Here is a 20,126-nt window from a genome sequence, read left to right as displayed (position 1 = left end):
GCTTTTTCATGTCTCGATATCAGACTCAGGCCTTGGCTTGCTTGCCCTGAGCGACAAAACGCATCATCCACTCCGCCACAGCACTGCCCTGCTGCGAGTGTTTGAGGCTATCCACGCCCTGCTGATAGATCTGCTCGCCAAGATGCTGCTGACGCAGCTCAAGCAGCGCCCGCGAGTAATCGTGAACGAACTCCGGGTGCCCCTGGAAGCACAACACCTGATCCTCGATGTGGTAGGCACCAATCGGGCAGAAGTCGCTGGAAGCCAGCAGCGTGGCCTTTTCCGGCAGGCGAGTGACTTGGTCCTGATGGCTGATCAGCAACTGCAGCTCATCCAGCTCTGGGCTCATCCACTCGGGCTTGCCCGCCAGACGATAACTATGCACGCCCACGCCCCACCCCTGCTCTGCACGCTCAGCCTTGCCGCCGAGCAGCAACGCCAGTAGCTGGTGACCAAAGCAGATGCCCAGCAGCTTGTCGCCACGCTTGTAGCGCTCGAGCAGATACTCCTTGAGCGTCTGAATCCAGGGGTCGCTGCCGAAAGAGTCAGCCTTGCTGCCCGTCACCAGATAGGCATCGAATTTCTCGCTATCGGGCGGGTAATGGCCATCCACCACGTTGTAGACACTGAACTCCGCCGCAACCGGCTGCTGAGCGAACAACTGCTCGAACATGCGGCCATAGCCCTGATACTGGTCGACCAGTTCGGGGCGGAGGATGTCAGTTTCCAGAATACAGATACGCAGTGGCATGAGGTTTCCTGTGATGAACACGCGGGCGGGTAATTTGTGCGTTTTTCTTAACATATGAAGTCGCACAAATAAATAGCCGACCCCGATTTTCAAGCAGATCCGCGATTATCGGCGCTGTGCAATGCCACGAACAGTCGTCAATTAAAATTGACGAAACTTTACCCTGTCAGTGCGTGGCGACGCTTCATCAGCCGCTTCGATAGTTACCATGCACGCCATTCACTTCTGTGATTGCACGCCCGCAGCGAATATCGCCACATCGGGCAGTCGCCCTCATCGCACAGAAGGAAATCGATCATGAGCATCTACGCCGCACTCGCCAGCTTCGCCGCCGCTTCCGCCTTCCAGACCGTCGTACCGGTTCGTCCCGAGCAGGCTGCCGCCCCAGCCCGCGACGTTCGTCCGAGCTGACACAACCCAGGAGAGCCGCCATGCACAGCCAACTCAGCCTGGACGCCTACGGCGTCACCTACGCCCACCTGCAAGATGGCAGCCTGCAGTTCGAAACCGAAGCCGCCCTGCAACTCGATGATGGCAGCATGTTGACCCTGCGCATGCCGACTCGCCATAGCGAGATGCTGGCGATCCACGAAGCCGTGTGCATCCGTCAGGGCTGGTGCCAGGCGGCGTGAGAAAGCGATGGTCTAGACTCCTCGTGACATTCACGGAACGAGGAACTGGCCCCATGCAAACACGCACTCTGATCGCCCTGTTCGCCGGCAGCCTGTTGCTTGCTGGCAACGCTCTCGCGGATCGCCCCGGCAGTGACTGGATCAACATCGACGAGGCTCTGAGCAAGGCACGTGCAGCTGGCTACACGGAGCTACACAAAATCGAAGCCGACAATGACGGTTACTGGGAAGGCGAAGGCCTGAAACAGGATGGCCGCCTTCACGAATTTCGTATCGACGGCAAGAGCGGTGCAGTGATTCGCGACCAGTTGGACGATTGACTCAGCCAGCCAATGAGAAACGGCCCTTTCGGGCCGTTTCTGCATCCGTAGGGTGCGCCGTGCGCACCGGGGACACTCCGCTTAAGCGGTGCGCATGGCCTGGGCGGCCCCGCGACACCCTACAAGGTAGGCTCAGAACGCCTCTCCCTTGGCGGCCTTTTCCAGCAACAGCGCAGGCGGCAGGAAACGCTCGCCGTACTGCTCGGCCAGGTACTGCGCACGGGCGACGAAGTCTTTCACCCCGTACTGGTTGATGAACTGCAGCGCACCGCCGGTCCAGGCGGCGAAGCCGATACCGAAGATCGAGCCGATATTGGCATCAGCCACTGACGTCAAGACGCCCTCTTCCACGCAGCGCACCGTCTCGATGGCCTGGATGAACAGGATGCGGTCGCGCACGTCCTCCTGCGATATCTGCGCATCGGCCTTCTCGAAACGTGCCTTGAGCTCGGGCCACAGGTGCTTCTTGCCTCCTACTGGGTAGTCGTAGAAGCCCATGCCCGCCGCTTTGCCCGGACGCTTGTACTCGTTGAGCATGAGGTCGATGACCGCAAAGGCCGGGTGTTCTGGGATGGATTTGCCCTCGGCCGCCAGATCCTTGATGGTCTGCTGGCGGATGTGGTTCATCAGGCTCATCGACACTTCGTCGCTGATCGCCAGCGGGCCGACCGGCATGCCAGCCTTGCGCGCCTCGTTCTCGATCATCGCGGCGCTGACGCCCTCACCGAGCATGGCCAGGCCTTCGTTGGTGAAGGTGCCGAACACCCGCGAGGTAAAGAAGCCGCGACTGTCGTTGACCACGATGGGCGTCTTCTTGATCTGCATGACGTAGTCGAAGCCGCGCGCCAGCGTTTCATCGCTGGTCTGCTCACCGCGGATGATTTCCACCAGCGGCATCTTGTCCACCGGACTGAAGAAATGCAGGCCGATGAATTTCTCCGGTTTGGCCACGGCAGCCGCCAGGCCGGTGATCGGCAGCGTCGAGGTGTTGGAGGCGATCACCGCATCGCTCAGCGCAGCAGCTTCGGCTGCCGCGGTGACCTTGCCCTTGAGCGCACGATCCTCGAATACGGCTTCGATGATCAGGTCGCAACCGGCGAAATCCGCCTCGCTATCGGTAGCCTTGATCAATGCCAGGAAGGCCTCGCGTTGCTCGGCCGTCATGTGGCCCTTGGCGACTTTCTTGTCGAGCAACTTGGCCGAATAGCTCTTGCCCTTCTCGGCCGCTTCGACGGACACGTCCTTGAGCACCACCTCGATACCGGCCGCCGCCGACACATAGGCGATGCCGGCGCCCATCATGCCGGCGCCGAGCACGCCGACTTTTTTCGTCTTGATTTTCGGATAGCCCTGTGGGCGCGAGCCGCCAGCGTTGATTTCGTTGAGCTGGAACCAGAAGGTGCCGATCATGTTCTTCGCCACCTGGCCGGTGGTCAGCTCGGTGAAGTAGCGCGCCTCGATGATCTGCGCGGTGTCGAAATCGACCTGCGCACCCTCGACAGCCGCGCACATGATCTTCTCCGGCGCCGGGAAGCAGCCCTTGGTCTTGTCGCGCAACACGCTCGGGGCGATGGCCAGCATCTGCGCCACGTTGGGCGAGCTGGGCGTGCCACCGGGAATCTTGTAGCCCTGCACGTCCCACGGCTGTTTGGCGGCCGGGTTGGCGACGATCCAGGCGCGGGCCTTGCTCAGCATCTCGTCGCGATCACTGGCCAGCTCATGAATCAAACCGGCCTTGAGCGCCGCGTCCGGGCGCACCTTCTTGCCTTCGGCCAGATACGGCAACGCCTTTTCCAGACCGAGCAGGCGCACCATACGCACTACCCCGCCACCGCCTGGCAGCAGACCGAGAGTCACTTCAGGCAAACCGAGCTGCACGTGGCTTTCGTTCAGGGCGATACGGTGATGACAGGCCAGGGCAATTTCCCAGCCGCCACCCAGCGCCGCACCGTTGATGGCGGCAACCACCGGCTTGCCGAGGGTTTCCAGGCGGCGTAGCTGGCCCTTGATCTTCAGGATCATCTCGTAGAAGCCCTGGGCATCGGCCTTGGTGACCTTGATCAGCTCATTGAGGTCACCGCCGGCGAAGAAGGTCTTCTTCGCCGAGGAGACGATCACCCCGGCAAGCGAATCCTTTTCCGTTTCCAGCCGGTCGACGACCTGGCCCATGGCTTCGCGATAGACCGCGTTCATGGTGTTGGCGCTCTGGCCGGGCATGTCTATGGTCAGGACGACGATATTGTCCTGACCTTTTTCGTAACGGATGGCGTCAGTCATTTTTATTATCTCCGCCTCAAACTCTTTCAATAATCGTTGCGATACCCATGCCGCCGCCGACGCAGAGCGTGGCCAGGCCGTAGCGCAGCTGACGTTTTTCGAGCTCGTCGAGCAGCGTGCCGAGAATGGCGCAGCCAGTGGCGCCGAGCGGATGGCCCATGGCGATGGAGCCACCGTTGACGTTGACCTTGTCCTCGCTCACGCCCATGTCCTTCATGAACTTCATCACCACCGAGGCGAAGGCCTCGTTGACCTCGAACAGGTCGATGTCGTCGATGGACAGCCCCGCCTTGGCCAGCGCCTTGCGCGTGGCCGGTGCTGGGCCGGTGAGCATGATGGTCGGGTCAGTGCTGGTCACTGCCGCCGCGACGATACGCGCGCGTGGTTTCAGGCCCAGCTCCTTGCCCTTGGCCTCGGAGCCGATCAACATCAGCGCCGCACCATCGACGATGCCCGAGCTGTTGCCGGGCGTGTGCACGTGCTCGATACGCTCGACATGGCTGTAGACGCGCAGCGCGGTGGAGTCGAAGCCCATCTGTCCCATCATCTCGAAGCTCGGCTTGAGCTTGCCGAGGCCTTCCAGGGTCGAATCGCCGCGAATGAACTCGTCATGGTCGAGCAGCACGATGCCGTTCTGGTCGGCGACCGGCACCAGCGACTTGGCGAACGAACCATCGGCGCTGGCACGCGCCGCCTTCTGCTGCGAACGCAGGGCGAAGGCGTCGACATCGGCGCGGCTGAAGCCTTCGAGGGTGGCGATCAGGTCGGCGCCGATACCCTGCGGCACGAAATTGCTGTGGATGTTGGTTTCCGGGTCCATCACCCAGGCACCGCCGTCGGAGCCCATGGGGATGCGCGACATGGATTCCACACCTCCGACCACCACCAGATCTTCGAAGCCGGAGCGCACCTTCATCGCCCCCAGGTTCACCGCCTCCAACCCAGACGCACAGAAACGGTTGAGCTGCACACCTGCCACGCTGACGTCCCAGTCCGCGACCATGGCAGCGGTCTTGGCGATAACGGCACCCTGATCGCCCACCGGCGTCACGCAACCGAGAACGATGTCATCCACCTGACTGGTGTCCAGATCATTGCGCACTTGCAGGGCGTTCAGCAGGCCGGCAACCAGTTGAACAGGCTTGACGCTGTACAGCGCGCCGTCCTTCTTGCCCTTGCCACGGGGCGTGCGCACCGCGTCGAAAATATATGCTTCGGTCATGGCGTCCTCGGAGACTATTACGGCGCTGGCGGAACATCATGCTCCGGCCACACCTGTTCTTATTGAGCCTGCTTACCATAGCGCCGAGACGCCGTGGCTCAATGACCGAAGCGCTCAGCGCCATTGACCACTGAGCTCAGACGAACGGTCGGTTGCCGGGTTGGCAGTGGCCCCAGCAAGCAAGCGCTCTGTCTCAAGGCCTGCGGCATGTCCTGCGAAGGCGCACATAGCTCGAACGTTTTAACAGGCCTCGGCTAGAAACCAAGTCATCTAAGGAAGTTGTGACACCAACCCTAGAGTTACACATGCGCCCTTGCACAAAGCGGCGCAGGGAGCCGCCGCCGGGTCATGCCGGGGCGGTGAGTCAGAACAACGCCCAGGCGTGACGCAGCGACCCACCAGGCAGTGCGGCAGGCGCTCGACGCCACACCCATAACAACAAAAGGCATACGGCCATGTTCAAACAGCCGAAATACCGCCAGGCTGGCGTCATCCTTTTCGCCACAGCGGTCATCCTGATCCTTCCCAATCTGACCCGTCTGGTCAGTTGATCCCCACCGTCCCCGCAACTGCGCAGACGCCGTAGCGCGTTCAGCGCAGTGCGGGTATCCACCACGCCAGCAGCAGTGGAATCAGCACGAAGGCCAGCAGTGTCGAGCACAGCACCAGACTCGCGACTTGCTCAGGTGAACGGCCTGCGCGCACCGCGAACAGGTAATTGAACACCGCCACTGGCATCGACGACTGCAGCACCAATACGGCATGCGCCAACGGCTGCAAGCCAATTGCCCAGCCGATGATCCAGCCCAGCGCCGCACCACAGAGAATGCGCAGCAATCCCAGCACTAGGCCGTTACCCAGGTGCTGCACACGGATACTGGCCAGTGACACCCCCAGCGTGATCAACATCAGCGGGATGGTCATGCCACCCAACAGGTCGACGGTATTAGCCAGCCAGCGCGGCAATTCAACATCGAGAAACAGCACTGGCAACACCAGCGCCAGGCTGATCATGATCGGGTTGAGCAACAGTCCCTTGACTGAAGCCGCTGCTCCGGAGAGCAGCATGCCGATACTGAAATGCCCCACCGACAGCACCAGGAAAAATGCCACCGCCAATGCCAGGCCAGGCTCACCGAAGGCGAACAGGGCCATGGGCAGGCCCATGTTGCCCGAGTTCGGGAACAGGTAGGCCGGTACCAGCACTTTCCAGTCCAGGCCGAACAGGCGACTCAGCAGCCAGCCGACCAGCCCCATGCACGAGGTCACCAGCACGCAGGCCAGGGCCATTTGCGAGAAGGCCCCAGCATCCAGCTCGGCACGGCTCAGGGTAGACAGCACCAGGCAAGGCGTACCGACATTGAGCACCAAGCGCGCGATGAAATCAGTGGGGTACTGGTGACCGCTGCGCACCCAGCCGTAGCCAATGCCTGCCGCAATCAGTACCGGAGCCAGAACGGCGAACAACTCGGCTAACATCTACTACCCCCGTCACGTCGAGCGAGGCATCCTAGACTGCACAAAAGGCTCGGGCAATGATGCCGGGTCCTATCAATTCGCTCTGGGGTCTGCCATGCGCCTGATTCTCCTGCTCACCAGCCTGTTCGCTCTGCTCACTGCCCATGCCAGTGAAATCGATCAGGCCGCCGCCATCTCCGCCTTGCAGCGCAGCGACAGCCTGCTGATCGACGTGCGTAGCGCCGAAGAATTCGCAGAAGGTGCACTGCCCGGCGCCATCCGTATCGGCCATGAAGATATAGCCGCCCAGATCGCCAGTGTCGCCCCGGACAAAGATCGCCCCCTAGTGCTCTACTGCCGCAGCGGTCGCCGCTCCGCCATCGCCCAGCAGAGCCTCGAGGAAATGGGCTATAGCCAGGTGATCAATGCCGGTGCCTATGACGAACTACGACCACTGCTGGAGCATCGCGAATGAGAGCTGCCCTGCTGCTGACTGTGGTCATCCTGAGCGGCGTGGCCCAGGCGGCCGAGTTCGAGGTGCAACTCAACGATGGCCGACGCGCCTGGAGCAGCAGCGAACTGCTCGAGCACCCGCAAGCGCGCGATATCGAGATCATCGATGACGTCAGCTACAAGCGCCCCATGCACTACCGCGCCGTGCCGATCAGTACGCTGCTGGAGGGTATCGAGCCCGGCGACCATCTCCAGGCCGTGGCGCTCGACGGTTTTGCCGCGGAACTGCCAGCCTCGATTCTCTTGGCCAAAGAAGGTGCAAAAGCCTGGCTGGCCATCGAAGATCCCGAGCATCCCTGGCCGCCGCTGGCACAGGGCAAACCCAGCGCGGGACCTTTCTACCTGGTCTGGACCGATCCTTCTGCCAGCCAGATCGGCCCCGAGCAGTGGCCCTTTCAGGTCGCCCGGATTCGTCAGCTGGCCGCTGTCGAACAGCGCTTCCCTGCCCTGCTCCCGGCGACGGATGCCAATGCTGAGGTGCAGGCGGGTTTCGCCGTCTACCAGAAGAACTGCATGGCCTGTCATCGCCTCAATGGCGCGGGTGATTCCGAGTTCGGGCCGGACCTGAACATTCCGCACAACCCGACCGAATATTTCACAGGCGATTTTCTACAGCGCTACATCCGCGACCCACAGAGCTTGCGGCGCTGGCCGCAGGGGCGTATGCCGGAATTTGATGCAAAGACTCTTAGCGATGCCGAGCTGAGAGAGCTAATTGCCTACCTAAAGCATATGTCAGGGAGAAAGATCTCCCGCTAGATAGACCCTCAGGCCCCAAGAAACCAAGAAACCTGAAAATAGAACAGAGCAACAACAGAAACCAAGCTATGCAAATCAAAAACACACAGCCAAGCTAGCTCTACCTACAAATTAGAACGGAATAGATAAAATGGAACTTTCGCCAATCACCAATCGCCCCGAATCTGCTAATACTCCTGACGAGGATGGCTACTATCCTTTGCATCACGCAGCTATGGACGAGTGCGCCAAAAACGAAGACGTTAAAGCACTGCTCGTTGCTGGCGCCGAATTAGAGGCTAGAACCAGACATGGTAGAACCGCACTACACCTCGCCTGCCTCTCGGGCAATCATCATATAGTCAAGTTCCTTATTTCTGTAGGAGCAAATATTGCGGCCATAGACGAGGACGGAAACACCCCAATACACATGGCAGTTGAAGGTAGCAATAGCTCGATAAAGCTACTCCTAGATGCAGGCGCCCAGATTGACCCGATCAATAATGAACGAAAAACACCTCTAATATTTGCCTGCGAGATTGGAAAAGTCGGTGCAATAAAAAACCTCTGTGATAGCGGAGCGAACACGAAAATTGATCAGTATTCAGAAAAGACGCTGATACGCCTAGCCATCGATTCATTCAAAAGCATATTTCCTTCAAACGCCCAGCAAATGATCAACTCCCTAATCAAGGCCGGCGCGGAGGTAGGGCGAAAAGACCCTTTAACGGGAAAAACAGAACTCCATATCATTGCAGAACTCACACACGACAAGTGGGATGGTGAGAAGCACCTCAATACCCTCAAGCTACTAATAAACAACAGTGGGAACCCATGGGAGAGAGACAAGGATGGAAAATCGCCCATCTCCATCATAAAAAATCAAGACATAGAATCACTCAAGCCTGCTCTTAAAAAGCATATAAAAGGGCGGGAAATATCCATAGCCACCAGCATTGAAACTATTGCAGAGCTCCGAGCCTTCTACTTCAACCAGTCAAAGCTAGGAAAGAACGAATTATATGAACTGCTGCGTGACGGCACGCCTGCGAAGCAGTACTTCACAGAGACACTTTCACTACCAAGCGCACTTATCGAGAGCTGATCCTTTCCAGAAACAGTCATGGCCCTGCCAAAAGGCGGGACCATGACTGTTTTCACTGCTGACGCACCTGCAGCAGTGGCGCCACCTGCACCTGCGCATGCATTTGCTCGCAACCGCCACCGCGGCGCATGCCACGTACCGGGCAGGCATCGAGGTAATCCAGGCCGACTGCCAGCTTCAGATGTCGCTCCGGGCGCGCCAGGCAGTTGGTCACGTCGAAGCTGTACCAAGCATCACCGACCCAGGCCTCGGCCCAGGCGTGGCTGGCCAGGTGCTCGGCATCGTCGGTATAGAGATAGCCCGACACATAGCGCGCTGGCACGCCCAGGCTGCGCGCGCAGGCGAGGAAGGCATGAGTGTGATCCTGGCAGACGCCACGGCGGCTGGCGAAGGCCTCAGCGGCACTGGTGTCCACTTCGGTGGTACCGGGCTGATAGGCAATGTGGGCGTTAAGCGCATGCATCAGGTCGATCAGGCCAGTGCGATCCACGCGCGCCTTGCTTTGCTGCGCGGCGAACTCACGAATGGCCTCATCGGCCTGGGTCAGACGGGTGAAGCGCAAGAACGGCAGCGCTGACTGGCGCTCGTGCTCGGCCTCGCAGGTTTCGTCGATCTCCACCTGGCCGCGGGCGCCGATGACGATGGACTCGTGCGGCTCGTCCAGGGTCAGCACGTGCAGAATGTTGCCGTAAGGGTCGAGCTGCGCGTGCACCGGGCGCGGCAGATCGAGCTGCCAACTGAGCACCTGCTGGCGTTCGCTGTCATGCGGGGTCAGGCGCAAGTACTGAATACTGGCGCGTACCTGGTCATCGTAGCGGTAGGTGGTGTCATGGCTGATCGAGAGTCTCATGCGACCTCCAGGTAGGACGTATGGATGGTATTGCCCAGCTGGCGCACCAGCAGGATGAAATCGGTAAGCCAGGCATGCAGGCCTTCGTCGAGCACTTCGTCGATGCTGGTGTAGCGCAGTCGCGCATCCAGCTCGGCGGCCAGGCGCTGCGCCGGTCGACCGTTCTCCCCCGGTAGACCCGCGAGCATCAGGTTGAGTTCTTCCATACAGGCGCGCAGCGAGCGCGGCACGTCGGGACGCAGCAGCAGCAGTTCGGCGACCTTGCGCGTACGTGGCGAGCCTCGATAGCTCTCGGCAAATGCCTCGAACGAGGACAACGCCCGCAGCAGCGCACTCCATTGGTAGTAGCTGCGCGCGGTGCGCTCCTCCAGCTCGTCGATCTCCTCGCCGAGCATTTCGTAGCGCGCATCGAGCAGGCGCAGGGTGTTATCGGCGCGCTCAATGAAAGTGCCCAGGCGGATGAAGCGGTAGGCCTCACCGCGCATGATGGTGCCGAAGGTGGCACCACGGAACAGGTGCGAACGCTCCTTGACCCACTCGCAAAAGCGGCTGATGCCGTAGCGGCCAAGGCCCTGCTCGGCGATCCCGCGCATCTCCAGCCAGCTGGCGTTGATGTTCTCCCACATGTCGGCGGTAATTCGGCCGCGCACCGCATGGGCGTTGCTGCGCGCAGCCTGCAGGCAGCAGTAGATACTGCCCGGGTTGCTCGCATCGAGGGCGAAGAAGTGCAGCATGCGCTCGGCATGCAACGGGCCGTGGCGCTCCAGGTAGTCGTCCAGGGTGCCGGTGATCAGCAGCGGCATGGCCAGTTCGTCGAGGCCATCGCCACGGCCGTCCTGCGGCATAAGCGACAGCGAATAGCTGACATCGAGCATGCGCGCGAGATTCTCGGCACGTTCCAGGTAGCGCGACATCCAGTACAGATCGGAGGCAGTTCTCGAAAGCATGGTCAGTCCTCCACCACCCAGGTGTCCTTGGTCCCGCCGCCTTGCGACGAATTGACCACCAGCGAGCCTTCGCGCAGTGCCACACGCGTCAGACCGCCAGGCACCAGGCGGGTTTCGCGGCCGGTCAGAACGAACGGACGCAGGTCGATATGGCGCGGTGCGATGCCGCGCTCGACGAAGGTCGGGCAGGTCGACAAGCACAGCGTCGGCTGAGCGATGTAGGCCTCCGGCTTGGCGATCAGGCGCGCGCGGAAGTTCTCGATCTCGGCCTTGCTCGCCGCCGGGCCGACCAGCATGCCGTAGCCGCCGGAGCCTTGGGTTTCCTTGACCACCAGCTCGGACAGATTGGCCAACACGTGGGACAGTTCTTCCGGTTTGCGGCACTGCCAGGTTGGCACGTTCTTAAGGATCGGCTCCTCGTCCAGATAGAAGCGGATCATGTCACCGACGTAGGGGTAGACCGACTTGTCGTCGGCCACGCCAGTGCCGATGGCGTTGGCCAGCACCACGTTGCGCGAACGATAGGCCGACAGCAGCCCAGCGACACCGAGCATCGAGTCGGGGTTGAAAGCCAATGGATCGAGGAAGGCGTCGTCAAGGCGGCGATAGATCACGTCCACCTGGCGCGCACCGGCAGTGGTGCGCATGTAGACCTTGTCGTCGCGGACGAACAGGTCGGCGCCTTCCACCAGTTCCACACCCATTTCACGGGCGAGGAACGCGTGTTCGAAGTAGGCGCTGTTGAAGCGCCCTGGGGTCAGTACCACGACCGTGGGGTTGTCCAGCGGGCTGGAGCTCTTCAGCGCATCGAGCAGCAGGTTCGGATAGTGATCCACCGGTGCCACACGTTGCGCGGCGAACAGCTCGGGGAACAGGCGCATCATCATCTTGCGGTCTTCGAGCATGTAGCTCACACCGCTGGGCGTGCGCAGGTTGTCTTCCAGCACGTAATAGCTGCCGTCGCCGTCACGCACCAGGTCGACCCCGGCGATGTGTGCGTAGATGTCACGATGCAGGTCGAGGCCCTGCATGGCCATCTGGTAACCCTCGTTGGCCAGCACCTGCTCGGCCGGGATGATCCCCGCTTTGATGATGCGCTGGTCGTGGTAAAGGTCGGCGAGGAACAGGTTGAGCGCCTGCACTCGCTGGATGCAGCCGCGCTCGACGATACGCCATTCGCTGGCGGGGATGGAGCGGGGAATGATGTCGAAGGGGATCAGTCGCTCGGTGCCCTGATCATCCCCATAGAGGGTGAAGGTGATACCGGCGCGGTGAAACAACAGGTCGGCTTCTCGTCGGCGCTGGGCCAGCAGATCGTCCGGCGTCTCTGCCAACCAGCGGGCAAATTCGCGGTAATGCGGGCGGACAGCGCCGCTCGCGTCGTACATCTCGTCATAAAAGGTGCGGGCCATGCCGTACTCCTTGTCACCCGGACTTGCAGCATCCTCTGCAAGGCCCGAGCCAGCACAATTAATCCTTTAAAATCAAAAACCTACCTATCAAACAAAAACATTACGCACCATTACGGTGCAATACGATGTTTCCGTCATGACGCACCGCCCCATTGCGTGGCACAGCGTGCCGCGCAGGGCAGCCATCCGCTTACCCATGCAGGTAAAAAGCCTGCAATGCCCGCACTGAAACGGGCCCGGACACTCAGCTGTCACATTGCGTGACCAAGCGGTCAAGCGCAACCGCTTTTACAGCGGCAGCGCGAGGAAAAAGTGTCCGAATACGAGCACGCGGCCGAGCTCGGATCAGTGTTTCATTCGCCCAAGAAACGCCGCGATCTGTGCCGCTGCAGTGGCGAGGTGCTGCTCATGGCTGAAGCCGGACGCCTTCAACGGCTTCAGGTCATGGTCGGCAGCCTGCAGCCAGTGCAGCTCGATGGCCGCTGACAGCTCATAGCCAGCAACGGCTTCGCGATTGCCCAGTGCGTCGCGTTCACCCTGGATGATCAGCGTTGGCGTGCGCAGCTCGGCGAGATGGGCGACGCGCGGTTTCTCGGGCTTGCCGGCGGCATAGAAGGGATAGCCGAGGCAAACCAGAGCGGAAGCCTCCAATTCGTCCGCCAGCAAGCTGGCCATCCGTCCGCCCATGGACTTGCCGCCGATGGCCACGGGGCCTGTGACCCGATGGCGCACCTGTGCATGCACATCACGCCATTGCTGCAGCAGTTGTGCCTGCGGATGGGGCGGTCGTTTACGCCCGTCCACCCGCCGCTGCGCCATGTAAGCGAACTCGAAACGCACCACACGCACGCCCCGCTCTGCCAGCCCCTGAGCCATGGCCTGCATGAACGGGCTGTCCATCGGCGCGCCGGCCCCGTGCGCGAGGATCAGCGTGCTCGATGCCGCCTGCGGCGGTTCGTCCCACTGCCAGGGCAGTCCCTGCTCGCATTGATCAGCGTCAATAAATCCAGATGGCCCTTTGCTCATGCTTGCCTCGCGTCGATATCCGTGGTGTCCGTGGCTTGCTCATGCCTGCGACCACCACGGTTATCGGCCGCTCTGCCATAACCGTGGATGGAAGCCCAGACATGAACACAACAACCCGTTCCGCCTACAACTACAGGGTGGTTCGCCAGTTCGCCATTATGACGGTGGTTTGGGGCATCGTCGGCATGGGACTCGGCGTATTCATCGCTGCCCAGCTGGCCTGGCCCGAACTCAACTTCAACCTACCGTGGACCAGCTTCGGCCGCCTGCGCCCACTGCATACCAATGCGGTGATCTTCGCCTTCGGTGGCTGCGCCTTGTTCGCCACCAGCTACTACGCGGTGCAACGCACCAGCCAGACCACGCTGTTCGCGCCGAAACTGGCGGCCTTCACCTTCTGGGGTTGGCAACTGGTGATCCTGCTTGCAGCCATCACCCTGCCCCTGGGCTGGACCAGCTCCAAGGAATACGCCGAACTGGAATGGCCAATCGACATCCTGATCACCATCGTGTGGGTGTCCTACGCCATCGTCTTCTTCGGCACGGTGATGCAGCGCAAGGTCAGCCACATATACGTGGGCAACTGGTTCTTCGGCGGGTTCATCCTCACCGTGGCCATCCTGCACGTGGTCAACAACCTAGAGATTCCGGTCACCCTGACCAAGTCCTACTCGCTGTATGCCGGCGCCACTGATGCGATGATCCAGTGGTGGTACGGCCATAACGCCGTGGGCTTCTTCCTCACCGCGGGCTTCCTGGGGATGATGTATTACTTCGTGCCCAAACAGGCCGGTCGCCCGGTCTACTCCTACCGCCTCTCCATCGTCCACTTCTGGGCGCTGATCGCGGTGTACATCTGGGCCGGCCCACACCACCTGCATTACACCGCGCTGCCGGACTGGGCACAGAGCCTGGGCATGGTGATGTCGCTGATCCTTCTGGCCCCGAGCTGGGGCGGCATGATCAACGGCATGATGACCCTCTCCGGTGCCTGGCACAAACTGCGTACCGACCCGATTCTGCGCTTTCTGGTGGTGTCCCTGGCCTTCTACGGCATGTCGACCTTCGAAGGTCCGATGATGGCCATCAAGACCGTCAACGCCCTGTCCCACTACACCGACTGGACCATCGGCCACGTGCATGCCGGCGCCCTCGGCTGGGTCGCCATGGTGTCGATCGGCTCGCTGTATCACCTGATTCCGAAGGTGTTCGGTCGTGAGCAGATGCACAGCATCGGCCTGATCAACGGCCACTTCTGGCTGGCCACCATCGGCACCGTGCTCTACATCGCCTCGATGTGGGTCAACGGCATCACCCAGGGCCTGATGTGGCGTGCAGTCAACGAAGACGGCACCCTCACCTACTCCTTCGTCGAAGCGCTGGAAGCCAGCCATGTCGGCTTCGTGGTGCGGGTGATCGGCGGCGCCATCTTCTTCGCCGGCATGCTGCTGATGGCCTGGAACGTCTGGCTGACCGTACGCAGCGCGAAATCCACCGAGATGGAAGCCGCTGCGCAGTTCTCGGTAGAAGGAGCCCACTGATGAAACACGAGATTCTCGAGAAGAACATAGGCCTGATGGCGCTGGTGATGATCCTGGCGGTCAGCATCGGCGGTCTGACGCAGATCGTCCCGCTGTTCTTCCAGGACGTCACCAACGAGCCGGTGGATGGCCTCAAGCCTTACAACGCGCTGCAACTGGAAGGCCGCGACATCTACATCCGCGAAGGCTGCGTCGGCTGCCATTCACAGATGATCCGCCCGTTCCGCGCCGAAACCGAGCGCTACGGCCACTACTCCGTCGCCGGCGAAAGCGTCTGGGATCACCCCTTCCTGTGGGGCTCCAAGCGTACCGGTCCGGACCTGGCCCGTGTCGGCGGTCGCTACTCGGACGAGTGGCATCGCGCTCACCTGTACAACCCGCGCAACGTCGTACCGGAGTCGATCATGCCCGCCTACCCTTGGTTGGTGGAGCACGCCCTCGACGGCAAGGACACCGCCAAGAAGATGAGCGCACTGCGCACATTGGGCGTGCCCTACAGCGACGACGATATCGCCGGGGCCAGCGACGCGGTCAAGGGCAAGAGCGAGATGGATGCTCTGGTCGCCTACCTGCAGGTGCTTGGCACCGCCGTGAAGAACAAGAGGTGAGTGCCATGTTCGAGCTTATCGATATCGGCACCCTGCGCGGCCTAGGCACCGCGCTGGTCCTGATCGCCTTCACCGCCGTCACCCTCTGGGCCTACAGCGGCAAACGCCGCGACGCTTTCGCCGAAGCCGCCAACCTGCCCTTCGCCGATGAGCCCAAGCCCGCCGTTTCGAGGACCCAAGCATGACCACCTTCTGGAGTTGGTACATCACCCTGCTGACCCTCGGCACCATGGTCGCCCTGTTCTGGTTGATCTTCGCCACTCGCAAGAGCGAGGTGCACAAGAGCCCGACCGAACAGACCATGGGCCATGCCTTCGATGGCATCGAGGAATATGACAACCCGCTGCCGAAGTGGTGGTTCATGCTGTTCCTCGGCACCCTGGTGTTCTCCGTGGGCTACCTGCTGCTGTATCCCGGCCTGGGCAACTTCAAGGGTCTGCTGCCGGGCTATGAGGACGGCTGGACTCAGGTCAACCAGTGGCAGCGCGAGATGAACCGTGCCGATGAGCAATACGGGCCGATCTTCGCCAAATATGCCGCCATGCCCATCGAAGAAGTGGCCAAGGACGAGCGCGCGCTGAAGATGGGCGGTCGTCTGTTCGCCTCCAACTGCGCGGTTTGCCACGGCTCCGATGCCAAGGGCAGCTACGGCTTCCCCAACCTGGCCGACAGTAGTTGGCGCTGGGGCGGCGAGCCGGAAACCATCAAGACCACCATCATGCATGGCCGTATGGGCATGATGCCGGCACAAGGCCCGGTGATCGGCGAAGATGGCGTACGCAACGTCGCCGCCTACGTCCTCACCGAACTCGGTGGCCGTGAACTGCCGGACGATGCCCAGGCCGACGTCGCCGCCGGCAAGCAGATCTTCGCCACCGTCTGCTCCGCCTGCCACACCCCGGCCGGCACCGGCATGCCGGCGATGGGCGCACCGAACCTGACTCAACCCAGCGCGTTCATCTACGGCAGCAGCTTCGCCCAACTGCAGCAGACCATTCGCTACGGGCGCAGCGGCAACATGCCAGCTCAGGGCGATTTCCTCGGCAATGACAAGGCCCACCTGCTGGCTGCCTATGTGCTCAAGCTGAGCCAGGGCGAAAACAAGTAACCTCCCCCTGCATTACCGGCGACCGAATCGCGGTCGCCGGCCCCTCCTCACACCTGTGCGACTCAGTGTCGCACCCGCCGACCAATAGCCCTGCAATTTCCTTGATCTGGGCTAAGCTGCCTTTCAGTCGCCATCTGTCACAACTCTAAGGCGATCCTTTCTTAGCGCTGCGCAAACTGGTTGCGCCAAAAGCTGACAGTGCTGTTTCCGAGGCCGTTGCAAACGGCTCGCGAAAAGCCCTGAAACCCTATTCGTGTCGGCACGTTGCGTTGCAATGGCTACCTGCTTTCTACATACTTGCCGCCGATTTTTGCCCCATAAAACTCCATTAACCGTGGAACCCCTAGCATGAGCACAGCAATCAGTCAGACTGCTTATAACTATAAGGTGGTCCGCCAGTTCGCCATTATGACGGTGATCTGGGGGGTCATTGGCATGGGTCTAGGCGTGTTCATCGCCGCACAACTCGTGTGGCCGGAACTCAACCTGGGCCTGCCGTGGACGAGCTTCGGCCGTCTGCGCCCGCTGCACACCAACGCGGTGATCTTCGCCTTCGGCGGATGCGCACTGTTTGCGACCTCGTATTACGTGGTCCAGCGCACCTGTCAGACGCGCCTGATCTCCGACGGTCTGGCTGCCTTCACCTTCTGGGGCTGGCAAGCGGTCATCGTCCTGGCGGTGATCACCCTGCCGATGGGCTACACCAGCTCCAAGGAATACGCCGAGCTCGAGTGGCCGGTCGACATCCTCCTGGGCATCGTCTGGATCACCTATCTGCTGGTGTTCTTCGGCACCATCGTCAAGCGCAAGACCAAGCACATCTATGTGGGCAACTGGTTCTTCGGTGCGTTCATCCTCGTGACCGCCATGCTGCACATCGTCAACAGCGCCGCCATGCCGGTGAGCCTGTTCAAGTCGTACTCGGCCTATGCCGGCGCGACCGACGCGATGATCCAGTGGTGGTACGGCCACAACGCCGTGGGCTTCTTCCTGACCACCGGCTTCCTGGGGATGATGTACTACTTCGTACCCAAGCAGGCCGAGCGTCCGATCTACTCGTATCGCCTGTCCATCGTGCACTTCTGGGCGCTGATCACCCTGTACATCTGGGCCGGTCCGCACCACCTGCACTACACCGCGCTGCCGGACTGGGCTCAGTCCCTCGGCATGGCCATGTCGGTCATCCTGCTGGCTCCGAGCTGGGGCGGCATGATCAACGGCATGATGAGCCTGTCTGGCGCCTGGCATAAGCTGCGCACCGACCCAATCCTGCGCTTCTTGGTGGTCTCCCTGGCCTTCTACGGCATGTCCACCTTCGAAGGCCCGATGATGGCCATCAAGACCGTCAACGCCCTGTCCCACTACACCGACTGGACTATCGGCCACGTGCACGCCGGCGCCCTCGGCTGGGTTGCGATGATCTCCATCGGCTCGCTGTATCACCTGCTGCCGAAAGTATTCGGTCGCGAGCAGATGCACAGCATCGCCCTGATCAACACCCACTTCTGGCTGGCGACCATCGGTACCGTGCTGTACATCGCCTCGATGTGGGTCAACGGCATCACCCAGGGTCTGATGTGGCGCGCAGTCAACGAAGACGGCACCCTCACTTACTCCTTCGTCGAAGCCCTTGAAGCCAGCCATGCAGGCTATGTCGTACGCATGATCGGCGGCGCCTTCTTCGTGACCGGCATGCTGCTGATGGCCTACAACACCTTCCGCACCGTGCGTGCCGCCAAGCCGGCTGAATACGAAGCGGCTGCGCAGATTCCCGCCGGAGTAGCTCACTGATGAAACACGAAATCATCGAGAAGAATATCGGCCTGATGGCGCTGCTGATGGTGATTGCCGTCAGCATCGGCGGCCTGACCCAGATCGTCCCGCTGTTCTTCCAGGACGTTACCAATGAGCCGGTGGAAGGCCTCAAGCCCTACACCGCGATGCAGCTGGAAGGTCGCGACATCTACATTCGCGAAGGCTGCGTCGGCTGCCACTCGCAGATGATCCGTCCGTTCCGCGCCGAAACCGAGCGCTACGGCCACTACTCCGTCGCTGGCGAAAGCGTCTGGGATCACCCCTTCCTGTGGGGCTCCAAGCGTACCGGTCCGGACCTGGCTCGCGTTGGCGGTCGTTACTCGGACGAGTGGCATCGTGCCCACCTGTACAACCCGCGCAACGTCGTGCCTGAGTCGAAAATGCCTGCCTACCCATGGCTGGTGGAGAACAAGCTCGACGGTCGCGACACCGCCAAGAAGATGGAAGTCATGCGTGGCTTCGGCATCCCCTACACCGACGAAGATATCGCCGGTGCTCGCGATGCAGTGAAAGGCAATACCGAAATGGACGCGCTGGTTGCGTATCTCCAGGTTCTCGGTACTTCCATCAAGAACAAACGGTAAGACGCTATGGACATCGGGATAATTCGCGGCATCGGCACGGCGGTCGTTTTCATCGCCTTCATTGGCGTGGTGCTCTGGGCCTACAGCAGCAAGCGCAAATCGAGCTTCGACGAAGCAGCCAACCTGCCCTTCGCCGACGATCCCAAGCCCGAGTCCAAGCGCGATCAAGACTCTTCCAGGAGCAATAACCAATGACCACGTTCTGGAGTTGGTACGTAACCATTCTGTCTCTGGGCACCATCTTCGCCCTGACCTGGCTGATCTTCGGCACCCGCAAGGGCCAGCGCCAGGAAACCACCGAAGAGACCGTCGGCCACAGCTTCGACGGCATCGAGGAGTATGACAACCCGCTGCCGAAGTGGTGGTTCATGCTGTTCGTCGCGACCATCATCTTCGCCCTCGGCTACCTCGCCCTGTACCCGGGCCTGGGTAACTGGAAAGGCCTGCTGCCGGGCTACGACTACGTCGACAGCGAAAAGGAAACGCCTTTCGCTGCTGGTGTACAGATCGCTGACGGCTCCATGCGTCACACCGGCTGGACCGGTGTGCACCAGTGGGAAAAGGAAATGGCGCGCGCCGATGAGCAGTACGGTCCGCTGTTCGCCAAATACGCCGCCATGCCGATCGAGGAAGTGGCCAAGGACGAGCAAGCCCTGAAAATGGGTGGTCGTCTGTTCGCCTCCAACTGCTCCGTTTGCCACGGCTCCGATGCCAAAGGCAGCTACGGCTTCCCCAACCTGACCGACAACGAGTGGCGTTGGGGCGGCGAGCCGGAAACCATCAAGACCACCATCCTCAAAGGTCGCGAAGGCGCCATGCCGGCTCAAGGCCCGGCCATCGGCGAAGACGGTGTACGCAACGTCGCTGCCTACGTGCTGACCCAACTGGGCGGTCGTGAACTGCCGGAAGGCGTGGAAGCCGATATCGAAGCAGGCCAGAAGGTCTTCGCTGGTACCTGTTTCGCCTGCCACGGCGCCGACGGCAAGGGTACCGCGGCCATGGGTGCACCGAACCTGACCAACCCGGCAGCGTTCATCTACGGCAGCAGCTACGCACAACTGCAGCAGAGCATCCGTTACGGTCGTCACGGCAAGATGCCGGCCCAGGAAGAATTCCTCGGCAACGACAAGGTGCACCTGCTGGCTGCCTACGTGTACAGCCTGTCGCACAAGGCACAAGAGCAGTAAGCACAGACGACTCTTTTGACAAGGGTCAATGA

Annotated in this window: 22 protein-coding genes; 14 read left to right on the top strand and 8 right to left on the bottom strand. The window is 61.2% G+C overall.

Features of this window, described 5'->3' with window-relative positions; translation table 11 throughout:
• Window positions 1-25 precede the first annotated feature (25 nt).
• Complete coding sequence (locus CDO35_RS08235; protein ID WP_099523709.1) at window positions 26-751, bottom strand: amidotransferase; 726 nt, start codon at window positions 749-751, stop codon at window positions 26-28.
• A 297-nt stretch (window positions 752-1,048) separates the two neighbouring features.
• On the opposite strand from CDO35_RS08235, the gene CDO35_RS23080 reads away from it, so the two are divergent.
• Genes CDO35_RS23080 through CDO35_RS08225 form a run of 3 tightly spaced genes read left to right on the top strand, consistent with a single transcriptional unit; the run spans window position 1,049 to window position 1,703 of the window.
• On the top strand, window positions 1,049-1,162 hold the full coding sequence (locus CDO35_RS23080) for a PA2485 family small membrane protein (protein WP_279432779.1): 114 nt from the start codon (window positions 1,049-1,051) through the stop codon (window positions 1,160-1,162).
• Between the two features lie 20 nt (window positions 1,163-1,182).
• A complete protein-coding gene (ptrC, locus tag CDO35_RS08230) occupies window positions 1,183-1,383 on the top strand; it encodes a type III secretion system co-regulatory protein PtrC (protein WP_003461392.1) in 201 nt (66 codons plus the stop codon).
• 53 nt (window positions 1,384-1,436) lie between these two features.
• Window positions 1,437-1,703: a PepSY domain-containing protein gene (locus CDO35_RS08225; protein WP_099523707.1), complete on the top strand. Its 267-nt coding sequence runs from the start codon at window positions 1,437-1,439 to the stop codon at window positions 1,701-1,703.
• Between the two features lie 132 nt (window positions 1,704-1,835).
• Here CDO35_RS08225 and CDO35_RS08220 read toward each other — a convergent pair whose 3' ends face one another.
• The 3 genes from CDO35_RS08220 to CDO35_RS08210 all read right to left on the bottom strand — a co-directional run bounded on the left by CDO35_RS08220 (window position 1,836) and on the right by CDO35_RS08210 (window position 6,681).
• Window positions 1,836-3,980: a 3-hydroxyacyl-CoA dehydrogenase NAD-binding domain-containing protein gene (locus tag CDO35_RS08220; protein ID WP_099523705.1), complete on the bottom strand. Its 2,145-nt coding sequence runs from the start codon at window positions 3,978-3,980 to the stop codon at window positions 1,836-1,838.
• 16 nt (window positions 3,981-3,996) lie between these two features.
• Entirely contained in the window at window positions 3,997-5,202 is a 1,206-nt protein-coding gene (locus tag CDO35_RS08215) for an acetyl-CoA C-acetyltransferase (RefSeq protein WP_099523703.1), read from the bottom strand.
• A gap of 591 nt (window positions 5,203-5,793) precedes the next feature.
• Window positions 5,794-6,681: an AEC family transporter gene (locus tag CDO35_RS08210; RefSeq protein ID WP_099523701.1), complete on the bottom strand. Its 888-nt coding sequence runs from the start codon at window positions 6,679-6,681 to the stop codon at window positions 5,794-5,796.
• Between the two features lie 94 nt (window positions 6,682-6,775).
• Between CDO35_RS08210 and CDO35_RS08205 the strand changes: the two genes are divergently transcribed.
• From CDO35_RS08205 to CDO35_RS08195, 3 genes are all read left to right on the top strand, one after another.
• The gene (locus CDO35_RS08205) at window positions 6,776-7,135 is read left to right on the top strand and encodes a rhodanese-like domain-containing protein (protein ID WP_099523699.1); all 360 of its coding nucleotides are present in this window, start codon (window positions 6,776-6,778) and stop codon (window positions 7,133-7,135) included.
• A complete protein-coding gene (locus CDO35_RS08200; RefSeq protein WP_099523697.1) occupies window positions 7,132-7,932 on the top strand; it encodes a c-type cytochrome in 801 nt (266 codons plus the stop codon). Before CDO35_RS08205 ends, CDO35_RS08200 begins: the two co-directional genes overlap by 4 nt.
• A 130-nt stretch (window positions 7,933-8,062) precedes the next feature.
• Window positions 8,063-9,016, top strand: a complete 954-nt coding sequence (locus tag CDO35_RS08195; RefSeq protein ID WP_099523695.1) for an ankyrin repeat domain-containing protein — start codon at window positions 8,063-8,065, stop codon at window positions 9,014-9,016.
• Between the two features lie 52 nt (window positions 9,017-9,068).
• On the opposite strand, the gene CDO35_RS08190 is transcribed toward CDO35_RS08195, so the two are convergent.
• The 4 genes from CDO35_RS08190 to CDO35_RS08175 form a co-directional block, all read right to left on the bottom strand.
• Complete coding sequence (locus CDO35_RS08190) at window positions 9,069-9,866, bottom strand: transglutaminase family protein (protein WP_099523693.1); 798 nt, start codon at window positions 9,864-9,866, stop codon at window positions 9,069-9,071.
• Window positions 9,863-10,813, bottom strand: coding sequence for an alpha-E domain-containing protein (locus tag CDO35_RS08185; RefSeq protein ID WP_061239121.1), 951 nt, complete (start codon window positions 10,811-10,813; stop codon window positions 9,863-9,865). Before CDO35_RS08185 ends, CDO35_RS08190 begins: the two co-directional genes overlap by 4 nt.
• A 2-nt stretch (window positions 10,814-10,815) precedes the next feature.
• Complete coding sequence (locus CDO35_RS08180) at window positions 10,816-12,225, bottom strand: circularly permuted type 2 ATP-grasp protein (protein WP_099523691.1); 1,410 nt, start codon at window positions 12,223-12,225, stop codon at window positions 10,816-10,818.
• A 345-nt stretch (window positions 12,226-12,570) separates the two neighbouring features.
• Window positions 12,571-13,251, bottom strand: a complete 681-nt coding sequence (locus tag CDO35_RS08175) for an alpha/beta family hydrolase (RefSeq protein WP_341795472.1) — start codon at window positions 13,249-13,251, stop codon at window positions 12,571-12,573.
• A 101-nt stretch (window positions 13,252-13,352) separates the two neighbouring features.
• On the opposite strand from CDO35_RS08175, the gene ccoN (CDO35_RS08170) reads away from it, so the two are divergent.
• The 8 genes from ccoN (CDO35_RS08170) (at window position 13,353) to ccoP (CDO35_RS08135) (ending at window position 20,094) form a co-directional block, all read left to right on the top strand.
• Window positions 13,353-14,792: a cytochrome-c oxidase, cbb3-type subunit I gene (gene ccoN / locus CDO35_RS08170; RefSeq protein WP_099523689.1), complete on the top strand. Its 1,440-nt coding sequence runs from the start codon at window positions 13,353-13,355 to the stop codon at window positions 14,790-14,792.
• Window positions 14,792-15,400, top strand: coding sequence for a cytochrome-c oxidase, cbb3-type subunit II (gene ccoO, locus CDO35_RS08165; RefSeq protein WP_099523687.1), 609 nt, complete (start codon window positions 14,792-14,794; stop codon window positions 15,398-15,400). The genes ccoN (CDO35_RS08170) and ccoO (CDO35_RS08165) overlap by 1 nt, the downstream gene beginning before the upstream one ends.
• 5 nt (window positions 15,401-15,405) lie before the next feature.
• Window positions 15,406-15,585, top strand: coding sequence for a CcoQ/FixQ family Cbb3-type cytochrome c oxidase assembly chaperone (locus CDO35_RS08160; protein WP_017677201.1), 180 nt, complete (start codon window positions 15,406-15,408; stop codon window positions 15,583-15,585).
• The gene (gene ccoP / locus CDO35_RS08155; protein WP_099523686.1) at window positions 15,582-16,508 is read left to right on the top strand and encodes a cytochrome-c oxidase, cbb3-type subunit III; all 927 of its coding nucleotides are present in this window, start codon (window positions 15,582-15,584) and stop codon (window positions 16,506-16,508) included. The genes CDO35_RS08160 and ccoP (CDO35_RS08155) overlap by 4 nt, the downstream gene beginning before the upstream one ends.
• A gap of 348 nt (window positions 16,509-16,856) precedes the next feature.
• Window positions 16,857-18,299 carry a cytochrome-c oxidase, cbb3-type subunit I gene (ccoN, locus tag CDO35_RS08150; RefSeq protein ID WP_099523684.1) on the top strand — a complete coding sequence of 481 codons (1,443 nt, stop codon included), beginning with the start codon at window positions 16,857-16,859 and terminating at the stop codon, window positions 18,297-18,299.
• The gene (ccoO, locus tag CDO35_RS08145; protein WP_013715226.1) at window positions 18,299-18,907 is read left to right on the top strand and encodes a cytochrome-c oxidase, cbb3-type subunit II; all 609 of its coding nucleotides are present in this window, start codon (window positions 18,299-18,301) and stop codon (window positions 18,905-18,907) included. The genes ccoN (CDO35_RS08150) and ccoO (CDO35_RS08145) overlap by 1 nt, the downstream gene beginning before the upstream one ends.
• Window positions 18,908-18,913: 6 nt before the next feature.
• Window positions 18,914-19,102, top strand: coding sequence for a cbb3-type cytochrome oxidase subunit 3 (locus CDO35_RS08140; protein ID WP_099523682.1), 189 nt, complete (start codon window positions 18,914-18,916; stop codon window positions 19,100-19,102).
• Window positions 19,099-20,094, top strand: coding sequence for a cytochrome-c oxidase, cbb3-type subunit III (ccoP, locus tag CDO35_RS08135; RefSeq protein ID WP_099523680.1), 996 nt, complete (start codon window positions 19,099-19,101; stop codon window positions 20,092-20,094). Before CDO35_RS08140 ends, ccoP (CDO35_RS08135) begins: the two co-directional genes overlap by 4 nt.
• Window positions 20,095-20,126 lie beyond the last annotated feature (32 nt).

Origin of the sequence: Pseudomonas sediminis (assembly GCF_002741105.1) — a bacterium.
GTDB classification, from domain to species: Bacteria; Pseudomonadota; Gammaproteobacteria; order Pseudomonadales; family Pseudomonadaceae; genus Aquipseudomonas; species Aquipseudomonas sediminis.
The sequence above is the reverse complement of the archived record's forward strand: the minus strand, read 5'-3'. Positions and strand labels throughout refer to the sequence as shown.

Excerpts from the sequence above, each read along its gene's own strand:
- CDO35_RS08235 (WP_099523709.1), bottom strand. The coding sequence starts at position 751 with ATGCCACTGCGTATCTGTATTCTGGAAACTGACATCCTCCGCCCCGAA.
- CDO35_RS23080 (WP_279432779.1), top strand. The coding sequence starts at position 1,049 with ATGAGCATCTACGCCGCACTCGCCAGCTTCGCCGCCGCTTCCGCCTTC.
- ptrC (WP_003461392.1), top strand. The coding sequence starts at position 1,183 with ATGCACAGCCAACTCAGCCTGGACGCCTACGGCGTCACCTACGCCCAC.
- CDO35_RS08225 (WP_099523707.1), top strand. The coding sequence starts at position 1,437 with ATGCAAACACGCACTCTGATCGCCCTGTTCGCCGGCAGCCTGTTGCTT.
- CDO35_RS08220 (WP_099523705.1), bottom strand. The coding sequence starts at position 3,980 with ATGACTGACGCCATCCGTTACGAAAAAGGTCAGGACAATATCGTCGTC.
- CDO35_RS08215 (WP_099523703.1), bottom strand. The coding sequence starts at position 5,202 with ATGACCGAAGCATATATTTTCGACGCGGTGCGCACGCCCCGTGGCAAG.
- CDO35_RS08210 (WP_099523701.1), bottom strand. The coding sequence starts at position 6,681 with ATGTTAGCCGAGTTGTTCGCCGTTCTGGCTCCGGTACTGATTGCGGCA.
- CDO35_RS08205 (WP_099523699.1), top strand. The coding sequence starts at position 6,776 with ATGCGCCTGATTCTCCTGCTCACCAGCCTGTTCGCTCTGCTCACTGCC.
- CDO35_RS08200 (WP_099523697.1), top strand. The coding sequence starts at position 7,132 with ATGAGAGCTGCCCTGCTGCTGACTGTGGTCATCCTGAGCGGCGTGGCC.
- CDO35_RS08195 (WP_099523695.1), top strand. The coding sequence starts at position 8,063 with ATGGAACTTTCGCCAATCACCAATCGCCCCGAATCTGCTAATACTCCT.
- CDO35_RS08190 (WP_099523693.1), bottom strand. The coding sequence starts at position 9,866 with ATGAGACTCTCGATCAGCCATGACACCACCTACCGCTACGATGACCAG.
- CDO35_RS08185 (WP_061239121.1), bottom strand. The coding sequence starts at position 10,813 with ATGCTTTCGAGAACTGCCTCCGATCTGTACTGGATGTCGCGCTACCTG.
- CDO35_RS08180 (WP_099523691.1), bottom strand. The coding sequence starts at position 12,225 with ATGGCCCGCACCTTTTATGACGAGATGTACGACGCGAGCGGCGCTGTC.
- CDO35_RS08175 (WP_341795472.1), bottom strand. The coding sequence starts at position 13,251 with ATGAGCAAAGGGCCATCTGGATTTATTGACGCTGATCAATGCGAGCAG.
- ccoN (WP_099523689.1), top strand. The coding sequence starts at position 13,353 with ATGAACACAACAACCCGTTCCGCCTACAACTACAGGGTGGTTCGCCAG.
- ccoO (WP_099523687.1), top strand. The coding sequence starts at position 14,792 with ATGAAACACGAGATTCTCGAGAAGAACATAGGCCTGATGGCGCTGGTG.
- CDO35_RS08160 (WP_017677201.1), top strand. The coding sequence starts at position 15,406 with ATGTTCGAGCTTATCGATATCGGCACCCTGCGCGGCCTAGGCACCGCG.
- ccoP (WP_099523686.1), top strand. The coding sequence starts at position 15,582 with ATGACCACCTTCTGGAGTTGGTACATCACCCTGCTGACCCTCGGCACC.
- ccoN (WP_099523684.1), top strand. The coding sequence starts at position 16,857 with ATGAGCACAGCAATCAGTCAGACTGCTTATAACTATAAGGTGGTCCGC.
- ccoO (WP_013715226.1), top strand. The coding sequence starts at position 18,299 with ATGAAACACGAAATCATCGAGAAGAATATCGGCCTGATGGCGCTGCTG.
- CDO35_RS08140 (WP_099523682.1), top strand. The coding sequence starts at position 18,914 with ATGGACATCGGGATAATTCGCGGCATCGGCACGGCGGTCGTTTTCATC.
- ccoP (WP_099523680.1), top strand. The coding sequence starts at position 19,099 with ATGACCACGTTCTGGAGTTGGTACGTAACCATTCTGTCTCTGGGCACC.